Origin of the sequence: Desulfosporosinus orientis DSM 765 (assembly GCF_000235605.1) — a bacterium.
GTDB lineage: Bacteria > Bacillota > Desulfitobacteriia > Desulfitobacteriales > Desulfitobacteriaceae > Desulfosporosinus > Desulfosporosinus orientis.
The window spans coordinates 3,470,248-3,491,116 of record NC_016584.1 but is presented as its reverse complement, the minus strand read 5'-3'; the positions used below and the strand labels follow the sequence as shown (position 1 = coordinate 3,491,116).

The window sequence follows — 20,869 nt, the reverse complement described above, 5'->3', positions numbered from 1 at the left end:
ATCAATGTGGCTGATGATATCATCGTAAGTCGTGATGACTGGACGTTACATCGTAAGGGATACCTTGACCAATCCAGGCATAAAGAAAAAGTTGAGGAAGTCATCAAGCAGCAAATGGGGGATCTCATCGTTGATGAAAGCATTATCTTAACGGATGGCAAAAAAAATACCAAAATCCCCATGCGATCTCTGGAAGAGTTTCGCTTCCGGTATGATTTTAACAAGCAGAATCATACCGGACAAGGAACCAAAAAGATGACTCCGGGAGATATTCTTGGCCGAGAGCAACCCAATGCCAAAGGTAAGGGTAAAGGCAGCGGCGCAGGAGAAGAACCCGGCCAGGATATTTATGAGGCAGAGGTCTCTTATGAGGATCTGGCCAATATCCTATTTGAAGAATTAAGACTGCCTAACCTGGATGATAAAAAAAGACCCCTTATTGCTCACGATCGTCCGGAATTCAACGATGTGCGTAAAAAAGGATTAATGGCTAATGTAGACAAAAAACGAACCTTATTGGAAAGTATTAAACGACAGGCTTATTCAAAAAAACAGAATAAAGCTAACAAGTTAAAAATCACTCCCGAAGATTTACGATTTAAAACCTGGGAGACTCGGCCTAATTTTGAGACTAATGCGGTTATTCTGGCAATGATGGATACCTCAGGTTCAATGGGGCAATTTGAGAAGTATATCTCCAGAAGTTTCTTTTTCTGGATGGTGCGTTTTTTGCGCACAAAATACGAAAATGTGGAGATGCGGTTTTTGGCCCATCATACTGAAGCTAAAGAAGTAACAGAGGAGGAGTTTTTTACCCGAGGGGAAAGCGGCGGTACTCGTTGTTCCTCCGTTTATAAATATGCTTTGGATTTAATTGAAAAAGAATATCCTCCAGCTCACTATAACATTTACCCTGTTCATTTCACGGATGGGGACAATATTGGCTCCGATAATTCCAGAGCATTAACCTTAATGAAAAATTTAGTCGACGTGAGCCAAGTTGTGGGCTATGGAGAAATTTTAAGGACCCATTACTCCAGTACGCTTATGTCTACACTGAAACGCATCTCAGACCCTAAATTGAGATTGGTAACCATCCGGGACCGCAACGAAGTATACGACGCCTTAAAAACAGTATTCTCATAAATGAAAATCAGTGTTTGCCGATATCAAGGAAGTTAACAGTAGCTGGGAGGGAAGTCATGGACAATGAGATGCGAGCCTTAAGCAGCATTGCACAAGATATTGCACAAGTGGCCCGTGGCATGGGACTTGATTTCTATCCTGTGAATTTTGAAATCGTTCCGGCCGAAGCTTTATATACCTTTGGCGCTTATGGAATGCCGGTGCGTTTCACTCATTGGAGCTTTGGGAAAGCATTTTACAGGATGAAGTTACAGTACGATCTGAATTTAAGCCGAATTTATGAATTAGTCATCAATACGAACCCTGCCTATGCTTTTTTGTTAGAGGGAAACGGTTTGGTTCAGAATAAACTTGTCATAGGGCATGTCTATGCTCATGTTGATTTCTTTAAGAATAACCATTATTTCTCACGGACCCCCAAAGATATGGTTGAACGTATGAGTGCTCATGCCGAGAGGATTCATGAATATGAAATCAAGTACGGACGGGATAAAGTAGAACGGATCATGGACGCAGTTTTGGCAATTCAGGAACATGTGGATTTTCGCGCCCATATAGGGCCTGCTCCTAAGGTTGAGAAGGGGCTGCAGGTAGATAATAGCAAGAAAGGAGAGGACCATGTCTGCAAAAGCGGATCCTGTTCGGGCAATTGCAGCTGCGGAACTGCCCACAAGCAGGAGAACGGCCCAAAAGCTCCTCAGAAAAAATCCTCCACGCCCTATGATGATTTATGGGAGGATTTATTAGATCAGGAATGCGAAGCCCCGCCTCAGCAAGAGCATGAAGATTTGCTGCTCTACATTATTAAATATGCTCCTGGCTTGGATGAGTGGCAAAGAGATATTGTCAGCATTGTTCGTGAAGAGTCTTTATACTTTTATCCACAGATCGAAACCAAAATTATCAATGAAGGATGGGCGACTTTTTGGCATTCAAGAATTATGAGGGAGCTTAATTTAACGGACGCGGAATCTTTAGAATTTGCGGTAATGCACAGTCAGGTCGTTCAGCCGTCACGCATGGGCTTGAACCCCTATTATCTGGGAGTTAAGATATGGGAACAGCTGGCAAAGAACAAGTCCGATGATGAATTATTTGAGCTGCGGGAGAGCGAAAACGATCTTTCCTTTATCCGCAATCATCTTAGCCGTGAGTTAGTAAATGATTTAAATCTCTTTAATTATCGTAAAGTGGGTGCTCATTGGCAGGTTACAGAAAATGAATGGGAAAAAGTAAGAGATAATTTAGTAAAACAATTCGTGAATGGCGGACACCCTAAAATTACAGTGGTGGAAGGAGATTATGAAGGTAAGGGAGGGCTTTATCTCAGACACTGTCATGAGGGAATAGATCTGGATGTTGTTTATTTGGAAAAGACTCTGTCCCTAGTTCAGTATCTTTGGGGTAAACCCGCAGCCCTTGAGACCATCGTAGACAGCAAGAAATACATTTATCAAGCGTCCAACGGAATGGTCAGCCGTCATTTAATGGTCAATAAAACTGAAGAAAATGGTAAGGAATAGTCATTGCCTAATACTCAAAACAGATGCTTAAAAAGCATCTGTTTTGAGCAATACTTGCAGAAAATGAGAATAAATTTTCAGAGTAATATAAAAAGGATTTTAGGTTATAGAGGTAGAATTTAAACAAATAGGTCGAAGAAGACATTGTACCGTGCTTTACAAACTTGGCAGATCCCCGAAGACCCAGTCTTGCCGCGTCTTTTTTAGCGGCGCAGGCGGCTGCTAAAGTTGCAATCTAAATTACAAGTCTAGGGTTATTGAGGAAGGCAGGTAGGGCGTGCAAGGTTTAGAGCTGTATTTAATTGATTTTATTTATCACTTTAGGTATGTCGGGTTATTGATTCTGCTTACTTGCGGCCTGATAGGCGTACCAGTACCCGACGAGTTCCTAATGACATTTAGTGGATTTCAAACCTCATTAGGCCGTATGGATTTCGGCAAAACCCTGATTGTCGCAGCTTTGGGCAGTTTCTTGGGGATGAATTTGAGTTATTGGATTGGCAGACGATTAGGAATACCCTTTTTACACAAAGTTGCCCCCTATCTCCATCTCAATGAAAAAAAGATAGCTCAGGCCGAACAATGGTTTCAATGTTATGGGGACCGGTTGATTGTTATAGGCTACTTTTTCCCTGGGTTCCGTCATTTTACGGCATACTTTTCGGGAATGAGCAAACTCCACTATGGCCGGTATTCTATGCTGGCAGGGATTGGAGCGCTGCTTTGGTCTGTAACCTTCATTTCCCTGGGACGAGTCTTGGGAGAGCACTGGCAAAAGATTACCCACATCTTACATAATTATCTGGCTCGAAGCGGAGTTGTTCTGGCTATTCTGGTATTTTTGGTTTATCTTTACAGCAGCAAACGAGGAAAGACGAGCCGTGTCAACTGATTTTTGGCAAAATATTTTCCATTGATTAGGGAAAGTCTAAATCCGGTGGTATAATACAGGAGATGAACAACCCAACATAAAGGAGGTCACTCAGGTGACAAATGAAAAGACACAGGACCAAGTAAACCCCATCGTCATTATTGAAATGGAAAACGACAATAAGATTAAAATTGAGCTCTACCCCGATGTCGCACCAGAAACTGTTCAAAATTTTATAAAGCTTGTTTCCGAGGGCTTTTATGACGGACTTATTTTCCATCGCTGTATTCCCAGCTTTATGATCCAAGGCGGGGACCCCAATGGAACGGGAATGGGCGGCAGCAAACAAACCATACGCGGTGAGTTTACCGCTAATGGATTCAAAAATGATTTAAAGCATGATCGTGGTGTCATCTCCATGGCTCGCACCTCTGCACCTAATTCGGCAAGCTCTCAGTTCTTCATCGTGGTTAAAGCTGCCAGCCATTTAGACGGCCAATATGCTTCCTTCGGAAAAGTCATTGAAGGTATGGAGGAAGTTGACCGGATTGTTAATGCTCCTCGCGATCGCATGGACAAACCCTTAGAAGATCAGCGCATGAAGAAAGTCACCATGGAAGCATAGTTCAGCTTAACGGTTTATGTTTCAAGAATAGGAAGAGGAGGGCCCTGCCCTCTTCTTCTGTATATATCTGCTCAGGTGCTCACGCTGCCCGTGGATAGGTACTTGCTATGGTCTCAAGACGGAGGTGTAACATGTTAGATTTAATGAGGTTATTTGCTCAGGTGGTAGAGGAACAGAGTTTTACAGTGGTAGCTAGGAAATTAGGAATCAGTCAACCGGCAGTATCCAATCAGATCCGGGCTTTTGAAGAAAAGCTTGGCGTTAAATTACTTTATCGCAAAGGAAAAGGGTTTGCCCTGACCCCGGAAGGTGAAACAGTTTATAAACATGCCTTACATATGCTTGATGAATGGTCGGAACTCATGAGGGAAATAGGTGATTCGGAAAAGCTGATGAGCGGCAAGGTCCACATTGGAGCTTCTCATATTCCCGGCGAGTACTTATTGCCTATGTACTTAGCGTCTTTCCGTAATAGATATCCGGAGATTAAATTTAAATTGACAATTGGGGACAGTCTGGAAATGGCTGAAAAAGTCCTTGCCCATGAAGTTGATTTCGCCGTTGTCGGAGCAGTTTTTGATACTGAAAAGCTCACCTCTGAATTTTGGATAAAGGATGAGCTGGGATTTGTAATCTCCAGCAGTCACCCCCTTAGTAAGCAAAAAAATATTGATTTGAACTCCATCAGAGAGGACCCGATGATTATTCGGGAAACAGGGTCAGGGCATCGAAGAGCCTTTGAGGAAGCCCTTGCCAAACGGGGCCTTGATTTAAATGACTTTAATATTGCCTTGGAAGTTGGAAGCTCGGAAGCCGTTAAAACGGCTGTTTGTTCGGGGATAGGATATTCGTTTCTTTCCAAACATGCTTCAGAATCTTGCGAGAGACAGGGATTGGTATGGAAAAACGTTGATGATTTTTTCATTGAACGGGGATTTTATCTATTAACCCGCCGTAATAAACCACTAACCATTACCGCCCATGAATGTTATCAATTCCTGGCGGCTCAAGTTGATTTTTCGACACCATAGTGTAAATTCCTTTCTGCTTTTATGAGATAATAAAGGAGATATATTTTGAACTGGTTTATCAGTGAATTTAATAGTTTTGCCTTTCGCTTTATAAAAAAATATAACTTAGCCAAGGCTCCGGAAGTGACCCTTATTTACGGACCCAGAGGGGTTGGCAAATCAACCCTCCTCCAGGAGCTCTACCTAAGGGAGATTAATGAAGGAAAACTGCTAACGGATGCCCGGCTTTTTGCGCGCCAGTATGCCTATGCTGCTCAAGATGACAAGCTTCATCCATTTCGCAAACGCCATCGCTCTCTCTCCTTGCTGCTGTTGGATGATCTGCAGCTAATTGAGGGTAAAGCTAAAACCATTGAAGAGCTTCACTATACTTATGAGAATATCATTGAACATGGCGGCAAGTTGGTACTTACTGTGGAAGGGGAGCTGCCAGCCCTGGATTTTCTGGGCGAACGATTAGCTTCTCGATTTAGCGGAGGTGCGATTTTACCCATTAATTCTCCCCAAGACTATGAAATTAAGGCTTTCTTAGAGTACTATACTCATGAGATACGAATAATCGTCGATGACTTAGTGTTGAAATCCATCTCAGAGCAAGTTAAGAACTTAGTGGATGCCAAGATGCACATAAAAAAATTTCTTCAATATGCAGAAATACATGAGGATGAATTAGGATTCCCTTGTTTTCAAGCATACTGGGAAGAGCAAGAAGTCAAAAGGCAAGAAACTGCTGACCCCGTGAACATCATACGAAATGTGAGTAAGGTTATGGGGATCCCAGCAGAAGAAATGGTAAGTATAAGCCGAAAAGCAACGGTTAACACCGCCCGGGAAATGGCCATTTACTGCATACGAACACTCTGCAGCCTTTCCTATCCTGCTATTGCCGGATATTTTAATCGTAATCATAACACCATCATGATGTCTTGTAAAAAGATGGAAGAGAAACTTTCCAAGGATCAAGAATTGAAAAATACCTTTAATTTAGTGTTAAGTACTTTTAAAACCAAAAAACCTGAAAATTCTAGCGGATTTTCTGACTAAAAATCAGGATAAAGCTAGATAATGAGAAGGGGTGATTCAATGTCAAGAGTAGTGCAAAGGATTGGAGTTCTAACCAGTGGAGGAGATGCTCCTGGAATGAATGCAGCCCTTAGAGCAGTGGTTAGAAAAGGGATTTATCATGGAGTTAAAGTTTATGGGATAAGCAGAGGATATGAAGGGTTAATCCATGGCGAAATTCAAGAAATGAGTATTGGATCTGTTGCGGATATTGTCCTGCGGGGAGGTACTTTGCTGAAAACCGCAAGAAGCCAGGAAATGATGACTCCGGAGGGGCAGCAAAAGGCTTTAGATCAGCTCCACAAGCATCAAATAGACGCTTTAGTAGTTATCGGAGGGGATGGTTCCTTCAGGGGTGCACAAACACTGGCTAGAGGAATCCAGATTGTGGGAATTCCGGGCACTATTGATAACGATATACCGGGTACAGATTTGACCATTGGATTTGACACGGCTGTCAATACCGTCATTGATGCTGTGAGCAAAATCAGAGATACTGCCACATCCCACGAACGTACCTTTATTGTCGAAGTTATGGGCAGGGATTGCGGGAACATAGCACTTCAGGCAGGGATAGCCTGTGGAGCGGAATCTATTCTGGTTCCGGAGATTCCTTATGATTTGGAGGAAATCTGTGATAAGTTGAAACGAGGCCATCAGCGTGGGAAGAATCACAGTATCATCATTGTTTCAGAAGGTGTGGGAAAAGCCTATGAAATCGGCGAGGAATTACGTTCCCGTACCGGGTTTGAAACCCGGATTACCATACTGGGACATTTACAGCGGGGTGGAAACCCCAGTGCCTTAGATGCTGTGATAGCTGCTTCTATGGGAGGAAAGGCCGTGGAAATCATTCTGGCCAATGAGACCAATAAGATGACTGCTTATGTTAATCAAGTGGTTGTTTCCAGACCCTTGGATGTTGCATACGGAGAGCGGCGGCCATTTAATCAAGACCTTTATGAATTGGCTAATCAGCTCTCAATTTAATTAGGGAAACGTGGTGAGAGGAGCCTTAGTTATGAATAATCAAGGTCAATTTAAACTTAACATAGATTTTACCGGCATGATGAGAAATCAGCAAAATCCCAAAGGACTTAGCAAAGAAGACTTGGCGGATCTTCAAAACCTATTGCAACAAGCTCAAACTTCTCTTAATACCCGTTGGCAGGCCGGCGAGCTGGATTTTTCCAAATTACTGCCTGCTATGAAAGATCAAGTTTCTGAGATTGTTGATTATGCAGATAATGTCGCGGGACGATTCGAAAATTTTGTGGTTTTAGGAATTGGGGGTTCGGCACTGGGACCTTTAGCTGTTCACCAAGCCTTAACTCATTATTACTATAATGAACTTCCTTCCGAAAAAAGAGGCAATCGGCCCAGGTTCTATGTTTTGGACAATATTGACCCCCATAGGGTTCATGAATTATTAGAGATGCTTGATCCCGACAAAACCCTGTTTAATGTAATTTCCAAATCCGGCAACACTTCCGAAACAATGGCCCAATTTCTCGTTGTTCGAGACATGTTGCGCCGGAGATGCCCGGACACATATGCAGAACATATTGTCGTCACTACGGACAAAGCCAAAGGAAATCTTTTGCCCATAGCTGAAAAGGAAGGCTTTCGGCGCTTCGTTATTCCCCAAGGAATAGGAGGGAGATTCTCGGAACTTACTCCTGTGGGATTGCTGGCTGCGGCAATATGCAGTATCGATATTGAACAGCTTTTGGAAGGCGCCTTAAGTATGGACAGGTGGGTACGGGAAACACAGGGGGTGTTCTCCAATCCTGCCCAACTTCGAGCAGCATTAGCTTATTTGTCCTGGCAAAAAGGCAAGAATATTTCTGTTTTTATGCCTTATGCTGATGGCTTAAAAACCATGGCAGACTGGTATGCTCAATTATGGGCAGAAAGTTTAGGAAAATCCTATGACCGGCAAGGCCGTGTTATCAACGTTGGTCAGACTCCTGTCAAAGCTCTGGGTGTGACGGACCAGCATTCTCAAGTTCAATTATATGTGGAAGGACCGGACGACAAGGTGATTACCTTTGTCACAGTAGAAAAATTCCGGGAGTCCCAGGCTATTCCTTCTGACCCGGAGTTGCCTGCTGACATCCAATTCCTGGGAGGACGTACGTTAGAAGAGTTGTTATCCGCAGAGCAAAAAGCCACGGAGTACGCTTTGACTCTGGCCCAGCGCCTGCATCAAAAGATTGTGCTCCCTCGCTTAAATGCCCATGCAATTGGACAATTACTCCTGCTCTTAGAATGGGAAACTGCTTACATGGGCGAATTATTCAATATTAATGCCTATGATCAGCCGGGGGTTGAAGAAGGAAAGAATGGAACCTATGCTTTGATGGGCCGCAAGGGATATGAAGGCAGAAAACAGGAAATCGAAGAGTATGCTAAGATAAGATATCGTTTAGAGGAATGACAGGAAAACTGATGTAAATAAAGATTAGGACATAGCCCTGAGCATGAATGCGGTGCTCAGGGTTTAATATTTGTGCTTCGAATAAAATCTTAAGGGAAGGATTTTGCCTAAAAAAGGCGAATTTAGGTTATGAGGTGAGGCGTGTGGAGCCGATTTTTGCGCTGGATATAGGAACTCGCTTAGTCATGGGATTAGTGATAACCAAAAAAGAGGACCAGAGTTATGAAATTTTAGCAAGTGCCCAGACAGAACATCGCCAACGGGCTATGTATGACGGTCAAGTTCATGATGTCGACGAAGTAGCTTTAGCCGTTGCTAAAGTAAAAACTCAATTGGAAAAAAAGCTGGGAATTCCTTTAAAACAGGTGGCTGTAGCCGCTGCCGGACGTGCACTGCGAACGGAAATAGCCTCTGCGGAAAATAGAGAACTGCTGCCCGTGCGTTGGGAAAGGGAAAACGTATTGGCTTTGGAAATCAAAGCTGTTCACCAGGCACTTCGCCAATTACAATCCTCTGCTGAGCATGAGCTGCAGAGCTATCATTGTGTTGGTTATAACACCATCGCCCAGTGGAATGAGAGCGAAAAAATTTCCAATCTCATCGGTCAACGGGGGAAGGTGGCTAAGGTATCTGTGATTGCAACCTTTCTGCCCAGAACGGTTGTGGATGGATTAGTCGCTGTTTTAGGCCGGGTTGGCCTGGAAATGACGAGTTTGACCTTGGAGCCCATCGCTGCAGGTCAGGCTGCTATTCCGGCAAATATGAGACGGTTGAACTTAGCTTTGGTGGATGTTGGGGCGGGAACAGCCGATATTGCCCTAACTCGAAGCGGATCTTTTTTTGCTTATGGGATGGTTCCTATGGCTGGGGATGAAGTCACTGAGGAAATATGCACCCATTATGTTCTGGATTTTAAAGTTGGGGAGAAATTGAAGCGAGATTTGAATAAGAAAAAACAATTAAGCTTCACAGATTTTTTAGGGTCAAAAATGGTGGTGGCTCAAGCAGAGGTGCTGTCGATCATTCAGCCCGTTGTCGCCGGTTTGGCAGAAAAAATTGCTCAGGAAATCTTGAAACTAAATGAAAGTGCGCCTCATGCCATTATTCTCATTGGCGGAGGCAGCTTAACCCCTATGCTCTGCGAGCTTCTGGCAGAAACCATGGGCATGCCTCAGAATAGAGTGGGAGTGCAAATCAGAGAACGGTTAGGCGATATTACGGGAGAGAAAAACCTGAAAGGGCCGGAAACCATTACCCCCATAGGCATCGGTATTGCTGCCTTAGACGGAAATGGACTGCAATACTATACCGTTAAAGTCAATGGCGCTTCGGTTCCCATATTTGCCCTGCAATTATCAACCGTAGCCGAAGCTTTGCTTGCTGCCGGCATACAGCCCCGTTCATTTTTTGGTAAACCGGGAGCGGCACTGACTTTTGAACTCAACAACGAAATGCAGGTCATCAAAGGGAGTTTGGGAAGCCCAGCCCAATTGTTGGTGAATGGAAGTCCCGGCAAGCTGGATCAGTCCTTAGAAGCCGGTGATGAAATTGTCTTCACTCCTGGAGCAAACGGCAAAGATGCTCAGGTATGCTTTAAAGATATCCTGCCTTCCCAGCAGCCAAAACAGATTACTTGGAATGGACAACGAGAAATGTATGCCCCTCAGATTTTAGTGGATCAGCAATGGGTTAGTGAATCGGACCCGATTCTTGATGGGTATAAAATTAACTACATCCCTAATGACGATCTTAACCATCTCCTTAAACAAAAGGGCTATGATGTAGATAAAAAAGAAGTACTGGAAATTCGTGTTAACGGGGAAGTTAATAGGGTAGGGATAGACCGTGAAATTCTCGTGAATGGCCAACGGCAAAGCACTAATTCTCCTATTCATGAGGGTGATGCTATTGATGTGCTAACTTATAAACCTACAGTTGCCGATCTGAAACTCATGCCCCTGCCCATGATTTTTCACGTTAACGGAGAAGAGGTAGAATTTCCTATCCAGGAAATTCTCATCACCTCTCAAGGAAGAACCGTTTCAGAAGCTGAACCCCTTTATGACGGGATGGACCTAAGAATTGATGGCTACAAGCAAATGCCGATCCTTTCGGAAATACTCCCTTATGTTAAGTTTCCGGAGGGGGAGCGTTCCGGCTCTTTACTAACCCTCATTGTCAATGGCCAGCCAGCCGAATTTACCACAGTATTACGTCCAGGTGACCGGTTGACAGTTGCCTGGAGAAATAATGCTTGACAATCACGCTAGAGAACATAAAATATTATTGGAGGTGTTATTTTATGTTATTCCAATGGTTAGTAGCTTTGATCGTTATTGCCGCTTTAGTAGTTGCCTTGTATTCTGATGCCGGATCTGCTAAAAAGAAACATTCCGATTATTTTCAAAGAGTTCAAAAACCTGCCGGAAAAGCCGAACGCGATGCTGTAATACCTAATTCAAATAAATACAATCCTTTCTATACGAAACTTAATAGTTTGTAATCATTAAGAAACAGGCTTGATGCTTATGACATCAGGTCTTTTTTTTCAATTGAAGTAGTATGAGCTGAACTTGAGATCATGCACTCCAGAAGCTATAATGGGAAATAAATCAAGTACATAGGGATGAGACTAAACTTTAGTTCATAACTTAAGGAGGCAATAATGCATCAATACTGGTTTTTCATCGGAGATTTTCCCATTCGCGCTTATGGGACACTTTTTGCTTTAGCCTTCATTGTAGGCGTTGGAGTGAGTTTATATTTTGCCAAAGCCGAAGGGCATCCGGAATATATGGATGTATTTATGGATTTGGCGCCTCTTTTACTTATCTCTGGAATTGTTGGAGCCCGCTTTTGGCAAGTCTTTTTTTTCGATTGGGAGTTTTACCGGGTCAATCCCGGTGAAATTATTGCGGTTTGGCATGGTGGGCTTTCCATTCAAGGGGGCGTGGTGGGAGCATTAATTGGTGGAGTCATCTATGTCTGGAGAAAAAAGCTGCCCTTTTGGAATTTAGCGGACATTGCAGCTCCGGGGCTTATGCTTGCCCAGTCTGTGGGCAGAGATGCCAATCTCATGAACGGAGACGCTTTTGGCGGACCAACAGGTGGAGATTTCGGGATTCTCTATCCCCTGGGGACTATTGCCCGAGATACCTTTGGCAACCAGCCTTTGTGGCCGGCAGAAGTTTGGGAAGGGCAAGTGGATGTGATTATCTTCGCTCTGCTGGTCATGCTTAAATTGCGGAAATGGCCAACAGGTGTTATCTTTTTGTTATATGTAGTATTCTATAATTTGGCGAGATTTTTTCTGGAGAGCTTACGAGGAGACAGCCCGCGGTTTTTGTTTAACTGGACTGCGGCACAATGGAGCAGTATGGCAGCGGTAGGGATTGGGCTTATCCTTTTAATCTGGAGGGTGTGGAAACACAAGAAAAGTCGTCCCCAGGAACTCTGATGGATTTAAACCATTGATAGTACGGCAGGATTTTTTGCTTTAGAGCAGAAAATGGTAGAGAAGAAGAGAAGAGGGAAATCTCACTAAGAGATTTCCCTCTTCTCTCAAGAGCTGAACTAAGATTGAGGAAAGAGTACTCCGATAATTCCGCCTGTTCCGCCTGCAAGTAAGGCTATGATTGTTTTTTCCGCCAGTTTTAGCCAAGAAGGGGTGTCCGACCATAAAATCCCAGATACAATCAGTACTAAAATAATAAAACCGATGCCTACTGACAATCCATAGTATAAACCTCTGGTTCCGCCTTGATATGCAGTGATAAAAGCAGCAATGAATACACTAAAACCAAAGATAATGTTAATGGACAGATCAGATTCTGGGATAGATGTGAAGGAAAGCAGGGCGCCAAATACCAGAGACAACAGCATTGCTAAAATGGTTGCTAAGATGGTCCCTTTGATAATCAAGCTGAATTGAAAGGATTTTGACATGGTTATCCCTCCCTTACTGATTACTACCTATGCCAAAATTAGCGGGAGTATGACTGATAATCCAATTAATAAATTTATTTAAATATTGTCTGAGGAGGAATTAATGATGAGAAAAACAGTACCTGATTTTGAAGCGATGAAACAAGCCGGTGAAAAAATCAGCATGTTGACGGCATACGATTACCCATCGGCTCAGATCGTCGAAGAAGCCGGAGTGGATATGATTCTCGTGGGAGATTCTTTAGGTATGGTTGTCCTGGGGTATGATTCAACTGTTCCGGTGACCATGGAAGAGATGATTCATCATACGAAAGCGGTCCGCCGAGGAGCAGCTCAAACCTTTGTGGTAGCCGATATGCCCTTTATGAGTTATGCAACTGTTGAACTGGCCATTCACAATGCTGGGAGGCTCATCAAAGAAGGAGGGGCTGATGCCGTCAAAGTCGAGGGCGGAATTGATATCGCCCCCCTGGTTCAGACCCTAACCCGTGCCGGGATACCTGTTGTCGGGCATATCGGCTTGACCCCTCAGACAGCCAGTCAACTGGGTGGTTTCAAGGTTCAGGGCAAAGACATTGAGAGCGCCAATCAACTGCTGAAAGACGGGCAAGCCTTAGAGGAAGCTGGAGCTTTTTCATTGGTTTTGGAAGCTATTCCCAGGCAAGTGGCAGAAAAGATCACTAAGGGGCTGAGAATTCCTACCATTGGTATTGGCGCTGGGGTGGATTGTGATGGACAGGTATTGGTATATCATGATCTTTTAGGTCTTTTTAAACGATTCAAACCTAAATTTGTAAAGCAATATGCAGAATTACGATCCGTTAGCATACATTCTATTCAGGAATACAATAAAGAAGTAAAATCGGGATATTTTCCTTCAGAACAGCATACCTTTGGTTTATCAGATGAATTAATTCAAAAGCTTTATGGAGATAAATAAACAAATATTAAAAATTTAGTGTTAACGTTAAATATTAGCAATATTCAGTATAGCATTTTTCCATAAATTTGATATAATATAAATGATTTTAAAGTTGACGGTATCTTGCTATGGAAGGATTGACTAGCATTGAGATTAAAAGAAAAAACTCATCGAAAATTTGTCGAATTTTTCGAGAAAATCTCTACAATGTATCAAGGTAAAGAGTTTGAGTTAGCATATTCAGATATTCAACGTGAAACAGGTGCAGCAAGTGTTACTTTGAAACGAGCGATTCAAGCTTTAGCTGAAGATGGGGTCATTGAAGTTCAGCCTGGGCGTAATTCAAGATATGCTCGTTTTCGTTATTTATTGGCTGCCCAAGAAAAAGAGAATTTCCCGGAAATAAATAATGGAGAATCCCCAGACCCAGAGAATCCCGGTCCTGAAGATAATTCTCACTTGGGTCAAACGCTGGAATCAATGACTGAAGATGTTAGTGAGCTTACTCAGCTGGTAGAGCATTTGAAACGCCGCGTGCGCAATCAAGAGATGGCTATTGCTTTGCTTCAGGATCGTTTAGCTGAAATCGAAGATAAAATTCGAAAACGTTAATTTCAAAGATTTGCTAGAGATTTTTTAATCATCTGGTGATATAATATGTACATATCCTAGCTGGTGCGTATAGACTGCCATGGTTTTGATCCTATTTGTGACTAGGGAGTTAAATGCCAGATTACTACAACAAGCCCTTTCGGTTAAGGGAAGTTGGAACCTTTGGACTAAACGCCCACCTGCGAGAGCAGGGTCAGAAACCTGGAGTCTTACGGCAAGTTGGGGAAGGGCAGGGATTGTACCCTGCCCTTTTCATACTATCTTGTTAATGTGCATACTTTAATATTTAAAAAACACCCCAAAACTACGCATTGAAAAAAACCGTAGACCCGAAAGATAGGGCAGCTTCTTCCACAGGAGCGAACCCATTGCATGGAGAGGCGATAAAAGCCCACAAAGCGGTTGCGGGGAATACGGAGCCTGGTTCACTCCAGGTACTACAGGGAGGTTGGCGGAGCTCCCGCAGCCACGAGTGGGCGAGCCTCGGAATGCTGAGCGACACACGAAGACACTGTCTTCGCACAAATTAGCTTGCTTGCAGGATATGGCTTTTTAACCATTTAAAGGAAGTGCAGATATGACTCGGATTATTTTAACCCGACATGGTCAGACATTATGGAATATCGAGGGACGGGTGCAAGGCAGTTTGGATTCTCCCCTCACGGAGACAGGCTTGCTTCAAGCACGCTCTTTAGCTTTAAGGCTTAAAGATGAGAGGATTAGCCATATTTATTCCAGTGATTCTCTCAGAGCAGTTAATACTGCAGAAGAGATAAGACGTGAGATTGGACTGGAGACCTTAACCTTAAACACTGCTTTGCGAGAATTTTCATTTGGAGAGTGGGAAGGCTGCAGATGGCAAGATTTAAGGAATAATAATCCGGAAATCTTTAAAATATGGGATTCTGAGCCTCATCTTGTCACCACACCGGGTGGGGAGAACATGGAACTTGTCACAAAAAGGGCGTGGGATTTTGCCCAGCAGATTATCCAAGCCCATAAAGATGAAACCATCTGTCTGGTAACCCATGGCGTTACCTTGAAACTGCTCATTACAAAAGCATTAGGATACGGTGTTCACGAATGGGCGAAAACACCTTGGCAGCATAATACCGCTCTTAATATTTTGGAGGTCGAAGAGGACCAATGGAATCCCCTTATTTTAGGAGATTGCCAGCATTTAAATGAATCATAATAAAGAAAGGACAGGTGGGAGGCACCTGTCCTTTTAATGACTTATTGGGCTTTCTTGGCCACGGAACTTTTTTCCCAATCCTGATTAAACATATCTGCCAATTTTTGGGAAGCAGCAGGGGAAGGAACGGTTACAGAAAATTCATGGTTAGCAAGAAAGGAATACTTTGTCCAGCCGGAACTGCTAAGAATAAAACCTGAGTTGTCGAAAATAACTAAGTTCATGCCTAAGGGCGGATCACTGGGATAGAAGCGAATCTGAACTCCTTTGGATCTCAAATCTTCGACAGTGACTGGTGTTTTAGTGGTTAATGAAGGTTCCAAAATAAGGCGCACATCATAGCCGTTTTCAGCAGCGGTTATGAGAGCATCTTTTAAGTCAGGATCAGTTATTTCCGTGGTTTCTATCCAGATGGATTTAGTGCTGGCTTGGATATGTTCTATAAGCTGCTGCCTTACATTGGCATTGGTCGCTAAGATAATGTTGTCGTCAGGCAGAGGAGATGATTTTTCTACGTCTTCTAAGGAAAACGTCGTGGTAAACTCCCAATCTTTAGAAAAGACCGATGCGGCTTTCCAAGCTGATCGCCCCGACAATTCTACGGCTAGATCGTGAGAGCGAAAACCTTCCTCCGTCCAGGCCGGACCGTAAATAAGGGCCCGTTTCTGGTCAACAATAAGATATTTGGTATGGTTAATCTGACCTTTTTGGGCCGGATAATACTGAACAGAGACATTTTGACTTTTTAATTGATCTAGAGTTACGCGATTAGCTTTTTGCCATTGATCGAGGAGAACGCGAACATCAACCCCGGAATTGGATTTTGTAATCAGCATTTGAATTAACTGCGGATCATCAAACACCGCTTGTTCAACGTAAATTGAGGTTTGAGCAGAATTAATGAGACTAACAGTTTGACTATAGATCGCTTCTTTATCAATAAACAGTGATTCGGAAGGAAGGTTAGATACCGGAATTTCTTCAGGAAAAAGTTCGGGTAGTTTAAGCGTACAACCGCTTAAGAAGATCACACTAAGCAACAGCAATATAACTAGCGAAAGGAAGGAATTCCGTTTTGACATGCGCATACTTCTCCCAGGTAAATATTGTTGGTTCATTATATCATATAGAGATTGGATCATAAAACCTTGTAGGCATAACCCTCTGAAGTTTTTCATAATAATTGGCAAGGAAACTTTGATTTTTAAAAGGGGCATGCGCTATGAGGAATTCTAAAATTAAAGGGGTCATTATATTCCTTGCCTTGAGTTTAATCGCAATTCCTTGGTTTGTATCTTTAAAATTTCATGCTGCTCCGATCCTTGATAATTCAATTTCCGGGTTTTCTGCAGAAAAAGCCTATGAACATGTGAAACATCTTGTTCAAAAGATAGGACCGAGGCCGGCAGGAAGTAAATCTGAGCTGAAAGCGGCACAGTATATTGCCTATGTTTTAAAGCAAAATGGCTGGAACGTGAAGGATCAGCCTTTCAGCAAAGTGGTGGTGAGGGAAACATCTGTTTTACAAAAGGAACAACAGGTGGAGTTAATCAGCAGTCAGAACATAATCGCTGAATTGCCCGGAACAAGCCCGGATACGATTATTATCGGTGCTCATTATGATTCGGCAACAGTTAATGCTCCCGGGGCTGTGGATAATGCTTCCGGGGTCGGGGTCTTATTAGAGCTGGCCAGAGTCTTGAGTCAAGTATCTCACAAAGAAACCTATCAGTTTGTCTTCTTTGGAGCAGAGGAGTATGGGCTGGTTGGCTCACAATATTTTACATCCCAAGCAGATTTGTCAGCTGTGCGCTGGATGCTTAATTTGGATATGGTTGGAAGTCCATTGGAAATTGATGTTGCCGGAAAACGATCTGCACCGCCGGAGTTAATTAAACAAGTCACGGCTTTGGCAGCCAATAGCCACATTTCTTTCCATGTTAGCCGTGATTTTATCCTCATGACTCGTGACAGCTCTCAAGGAGGGTCCAGTGATTACAGCCCATTCTTAGATAAAGGAATTCCCGCCCTTGGCTTAGGAATCTATGGTCGTCCCGAAGGGTATTTTCATCGTCCGGAAGATCGCCTGGATCGGGTTTCCTTAGAAGATATTCAACAGTTAGGGGATTTTGCCCATCGTTTAATCAAGACTGTAACGGTTGAATCCTTAGGGCCGGCTGAATGGGATGAACTATACCTGCCTTTTCAGATGGGAAAACATGTTTTTATTATGCCCAGCTCTGGTATCAGAGTGTGCACTGTTCTAATCTTTTTACTTAGCATTTTGATGCTGATCCGGTTTTATCGAAACAGTTCGCTGCAAAAACTCCACTGGAAACAAGTGGTTGGTGTTTTGGTGATTATTGGAGCGGCTTTATTCCTCAGTGTGATCGTCCTTCTCATAAGCAGTGCAGGAGAGCTGGCTTGGAGCTGGTTTAAGCAGACGGAACTCTTATATTATGCACACCCCTTATTATTCGTTATTGCCAGGCTGGGAATTGCCTTGGGGGTTTTTATCATTTTGGCCAGCTGGCTTCATAAGCTGCCTTTGGTGCGTGATCCCAAACTTTATTGGGTTATCGGTGTTATCTGGCTTCTGGGGATTAGCTTAGTTTTGGCCCTCATTCGTATCGATCTGGCGTTTCCTTTTATGTTTTGGCTGCTGTGCCTAAACCTTCAATTCTTCTTACCAAGTATTATCCTGGCTTTGATCGGTCCATATTTCTTGATCTGGATGCATTTTGAATTGTTTAATTCACAGCAATGGATTAGTTATTATCAAACAATTCATCATTATTTCCCAATTTTTCTTGGAATTTACTGTGTATTGCTGATTCCTTTTGTCTTAGGATTACTGCATGCTGGTATCACAAAGGCTCAACATCTAAAGATGTGGCTGAAACTTGCCAGAAAACCCGCTTTGGCTGTGGTCTTGCTGTTATTACTGTCTCTCGGCTTAGTACCGGCTTATTCCATGGATTATCCTCAGATTATCGTTGTTCAGGAAGAGTGGTCCGGTACGACAGATGGAAAAGTCCATGTTTTTTCGGAGGAAGATTTGCCAGAGAAAATAATTACAGATCTAAGCGGAGAGCCAGGCAAGAGTATCTATGTGCCCATACTTAATGAAAAACCACCTATGAATGTTAAAGCTTCTATGGTGGAAACCATAAAAAACGAGAAAAGAAACCTGATAATTTCAATCATCCTTAATTATTCCCGGGAACCATACTTAACCCGTGTCCGCTTAGAAAGTGATAAACCCTTCACAGTGCATACCGACGAGTATTTGCCCATGGCAAAACTCCCCAGAAAATTGCAATTAGTAGGCGTGCAAAACCCCAGTGGGAAGTACTCCATTATCCTGCAGAGAACTCCTCCTCAAAAGAATTCCATCCAACTGGCTGTGGAAACCCAGGGTGTCGTATCTTGTTCAGTTGAAGGAATGTTTTCTGATTCCAACCCCCGGATACAAATCCAATACCCTCTTTCCTCCGTCGATTATCAGGTGTGGTACAGGGACTTTTTCAAATTTTAAGGAAACTTAGCCTTGCATAGCTTGTTAAAGATTCGGGAACTCTAAGGGTAATTTGGAGGAAGGTGAAACTATGTATACAACAATTGCTGTTGAAGATGGACTGGGGAATGTGGTTCAAGCCCTGCATAGTGCAGGATTTAAAACCTCTCCACTGGAAGGACCGCCGTTTAAAAACGTAAGGGCGGTTGTCGTCAAAGGTGATGGCAAAGATATCTTTTTACCCCAATGGGACGATAAATTGCCGGTTATTAATGCAGCAGGACGGAGTGCCGAGGAAATCGTGGATGTTTTAAGAGACCGGCTTTCCTAACGGAGAGTCATAGAGAAAGGGCAGCTCGTCCGTTCACCAAAGAGGCATAATTTACCATATACTGAAATGAGAATTGAATATCTCATTCAGGAAGGAGTGGCTCTTATGTTCTTTGGTATCATTCCCTTTGCTTTGGGTTTTGGTTTAGGCAGGTATACTGCACCCAGATATGTTCCTTATCGTGCCGGATACTACCCCTATCCTTATCCTTACCCCCCGTATCCCTATTATTAAAATCTTGCCAATATTATTCGGAAAATGAACAAAAGGAAGTGAAAGCTTCCTTTTCTTTCATTTTCGAGGTATAGTACGAAGGACATACTTATTAAAGGGCAGACTGAAAGCGAGGAAATAAAATGGCGGCTCCTAAAGCGTTTCTAAAGAAACATCGTAAAAAACGACTGGAACAAGGACATCCGTGGGTTTTTCCCGGTGAGATTGATAAAATAGAAGGGGATCCACAGGCTGGAGATATTATAGAAGTTTTCAATCATGAGGGGCATTTTTTGGCTCAAGGGTTTTTTAATCCCGAATCTCAACTGATTATCCGGGTTTTAACCTATTCTGCTGCTGAGGTTAATGAAGGGCTATTTTTAGAAAAAATTAAACAAGCCTGGAAACGGAGAGAACGGCTGATACCTGATGCAACATCCTGTCGGGTGGTCCACGGTGAAGCAGATTTTCTCCCAGGGCTAATCATCGATAAGTATGAAGATGTTTTCGTTGTGCAAATTCTTTCTTTAGGGGTTGAAGTACGACGGCAATGGGTTTATAATGCCATAACCCGGCTTTTTAAGCCCAGAGGCATATATGAACGAAGCGATGTTCCCGTCAGAAAGCTGGAAGGACTTCCGGAAAGAGAAGGCTTTGTTGAGCAGCCCTTTGATACCAAGGTGACAGTGATTGAAAATGGGCTGCGAATTTTGGTAGATGTGGCTGAGGGACAGAAAACGGGTTATTTTTTTGATCAGCGGGAAAACAGAGCGGCTTTAAAACCCTTCATGACAGGGTGGGGAGCCGGCCGGGGTATTGAGATTGGGGAGAATGGACAACCTTTTGATAAGAAAGGAAAGCTCATTAAAAATCCCTTTTGGGATGGGGCTGAAGTGCTGGATTGTTTTTCCCATACAGGTTCTTTTATGCTTCATGCATGCCTATATGGTGCCAAAAAGGTTGCTTGTGTGGATATCTCCGAAAGGGCAGTGGAGATGGCGAAGAACAATGCTTTGCTCAACGGTTTCCTGCATCGAACAGAGTTTTTTGCAGTCAATGCCTTTGATTTTTTAAGAGACCAAGTTAAAGAAAAAAAGGCTTGGGATGTGGTTATTCTAGACCCTCCGGCTTTTGCTAAAAACCGCCAATCTCTTGAAGGGGCTGTCCGGGGGTATAAAGAGATCAATCTTCAAGGTATGAAATTAGTACGTGAGGGAGGAATATTAGTGAGTGCCTCCTGTTCATACCACTTAAGTGCTGATCGTTTTTTAAGCATGCTTCAGGAAGCGGCTGCCGACGCTCATAAAGTACTGAGGCTTGTGGAATTTCGAAGGGCAGGGGTTGATCATCCCGTTTTATTGGGCAGCAATGAAACAGATTATTTAAAATTTGCTGTATTTGAAGTGTTTAATCGAAATTAGCAATAAATAACTTGC

20 protein-coding genes and 1 other RNA gene are annotated in these 20,869 nt (G+C 43.2%); 19 read left to right on the top strand and 2 right to left on the bottom strand.

Going from position 1 to position 20,869, the window contains the following annotated elements; translation table 11 throughout:
- The first annotated feature begins 6 nt into the window (after positions 1-6).
- The 11 genes from yhbH to lgt all read left to right on the top strand — a co-directional run bounded on the left by yhbH (position 7) and on the right by lgt (position 12,155).
- Positions 7-1,146: a sporulation protein YhbH gene (yhbH, locus tag DESOR_RS16245; protein ID WP_014185669.1), complete on the top strand. Its 1,140-nt coding sequence runs from the start codon at positions 7-9 to the stop codon at positions 1,144-1,146.
- 56 nt (positions 1,147-1,202) lie between these two features.
- Positions 1,203-2,669, top strand: coding sequence for a SpoVR family protein (locus tag DESOR_RS16240; RefSeq protein ID WP_014185668.1), 1,467 nt, complete (start codon positions 1,203-1,205; stop codon positions 2,667-2,669).
- Positions 2,670-2,946: 277 nt separating this feature from the next.
- A complete protein-coding gene (locus DESOR_RS16235; RefSeq protein WP_014185667.1) occupies positions 2,947-3,561 on the top strand; it encodes a DedA family protein in 615 nt (204 codons plus the stop codon).
- Between the two features lie 94 nt (positions 3,562-3,655).
- Positions 3,656-4,165, top strand: a complete 510-nt coding sequence (locus DESOR_RS16230) for a peptidylprolyl isomerase (protein WP_014185666.1) — start codon at positions 3,656-3,658, stop codon at positions 4,163-4,165.
- Between the two features lie 131 nt (positions 4,166-4,296).
- Positions 4,297-5,196: a selenium metabolism-associated LysR family transcriptional regulator gene (locus DESOR_RS16225; protein ID WP_014185665.1), complete on the top strand. Its 900-nt coding sequence runs from the start codon at positions 4,297-4,299 to the stop codon at positions 5,194-5,196.
- Between the two features lie 45 nt (positions 5,197-5,241).
- Positions 5,242-6,240: a DnaA ATPase domain-containing protein gene (locus DESOR_RS16220; protein WP_014185664.1), complete on the top strand. Its 999-nt coding sequence runs from the start codon at positions 5,242-5,244 to the stop codon at positions 6,238-6,240.
- A 39-nt stretch (positions 6,241-6,279) separates the two neighbouring features.
- Positions 6,280-7,248 carry a 6-phosphofructokinase gene (pfkA, locus tag DESOR_RS16215; protein ID WP_014185663.1) on the top strand — a complete coding sequence of 323 codons (969 nt, stop codon included), beginning with the start codon at positions 6,280-6,282 and terminating at the stop codon, positions 7,246-7,248.
- Positions 7,249-7,279: 31 nt separating this feature from the next.
- On the top strand, positions 7,280-8,698 hold the full coding sequence (locus DESOR_RS16210) for a glucose-6-phosphate isomerase (RefSeq protein WP_014185662.1): 1,419 nt from the start codon (positions 7,280-7,282) through the stop codon (positions 8,696-8,698).
- Between the two features lie 143 nt (positions 8,699-8,841).
- Positions 8,842-10,956 (top strand): cell division protein FtsA, encoded by a 2,115-nt coding sequence (locus tag DESOR_RS16205; protein ID WP_042331330.1) that lies wholly within the window; start codon positions 8,842-8,844, stop codon positions 10,954-10,956.
- Positions 10,957-11,000: 44 nt separating this feature from the next.
- The gene (locus DESOR_RS16200) at positions 11,001-11,201 is read left to right on the top strand and encodes a hypothetical protein (protein ID WP_014185660.1); all 201 of its coding nucleotides are present in this window, start codon (positions 11,001-11,003) and stop codon (positions 11,199-11,201) included.
- A gap of 162 nt (positions 11,202-11,363) precedes the next feature.
- Positions 11,364-12,155, top strand: a complete 792-nt coding sequence (gene lgt, locus DESOR_RS16195; RefSeq protein ID WP_014185659.1) for a prolipoprotein diacylglyceryl transferase — start codon at positions 11,364-11,366, stop codon at positions 12,153-12,155.
- A gap of 116 nt (positions 12,156-12,271) precedes the next feature.
- Here lgt and DESOR_RS16190 read toward each other — a convergent pair whose 3' ends face one another.
- Entirely contained in the window at positions 12,272-12,643 is a 372-nt protein-coding gene (locus DESOR_RS16190) for a TIGR04086 family membrane protein (protein ID WP_014185658.1), read from the bottom strand.
- Positions 12,644-12,749: 106 nt separating this feature from the next.
- On the opposite strand from DESOR_RS16190, the gene panB reads away from it, so the two are divergent.
- From panB to DESOR_RS16175, 4 genes are all read left to right on the top strand, one after another.
- Complete coding sequence (gene panB / locus DESOR_RS16185; protein ID WP_042331328.1) at positions 12,750-13,583, top strand: 3-methyl-2-oxobutanoate hydroxymethyltransferase; 834 nt, start codon at positions 12,750-12,752, stop codon at positions 13,581-13,583.
- A 129-nt stretch (positions 13,584-13,712) separates the two neighbouring features.
- Positions 13,713-14,177, top strand: a complete 465-nt coding sequence (locus DESOR_RS16180) for a hypothetical protein (RefSeq protein ID WP_014185656.1) — start codon at positions 13,713-13,715, stop codon at positions 14,175-14,177.
- 50 nt (positions 14,178-14,227) lie between these two features.
- A non-coding RNA gene (gene ssrS / locus DESOR_RS28175) (6S RNA) lies at positions 14,228-14,407 on the top strand.
- 347 nt (positions 14,408-14,754) lie between these two features.
- A complete protein-coding gene (locus DESOR_RS16175) occupies positions 14,755-15,372 on the top strand; it encodes a histidine phosphatase family protein (protein WP_014185655.1) in 618 nt (205 codons plus the stop codon).
- Between the two features lie 41 nt (positions 15,373-15,413).
- Here the strand turns inward: DESOR_RS16175 and DESOR_RS16170 are convergent, their stop codons facing one another.
- On the bottom strand, positions 15,414-16,454 hold the full coding sequence (locus DESOR_RS16170; RefSeq protein WP_014185654.1) for a phospholipase D-like domain-containing protein: 1,041 nt from the start codon (positions 16,452-16,454) through the stop codon (positions 15,414-15,416).
- Between the two features lie 140 nt (positions 16,455-16,594).
- Between DESOR_RS16170 and DESOR_RS16165 the strand changes: the two genes are divergently transcribed.
- The 4 genes from DESOR_RS16165 to DESOR_RS16155 all read left to right on the top strand — a co-directional run bounded on the left by DESOR_RS16165 (position 16,595) and on the right by DESOR_RS16155 (position 20,854).
- Entirely contained in the window at positions 16,595-18,910 is a 2,316-nt protein-coding gene (locus tag DESOR_RS16165; protein WP_014185653.1) for a M20/M25/M40 family metallo-hydrolase, read from the top strand.
- 70 nt (positions 18,911-18,980) lie between these two features.
- Entirely contained in the window at positions 18,981-19,220 is a 240-nt protein-coding gene (locus DESOR_RS16160; protein ID WP_014185652.1) for a YkuS family protein, read from the top strand.
- Between the two features lie 105 nt (positions 19,221-19,325).
- A complete protein-coding gene (locus tag DESOR_RS30675; RefSeq protein ID WP_282434378.1) occupies positions 19,326-19,454 on the top strand; it encodes a hypothetical protein in 129 nt (42 codons plus the stop codon).
- Between the two features lie 122 nt (positions 19,455-19,576).
- A complete protein-coding gene (locus DESOR_RS16155; RefSeq protein ID WP_014185651.1) occupies positions 19,577-20,854 on the top strand; it encodes a class I SAM-dependent rRNA methyltransferase in 1,278 nt (425 codons plus the stop codon).
- Positions 20,855-20,869: the final 15 nt, after the last annotated feature.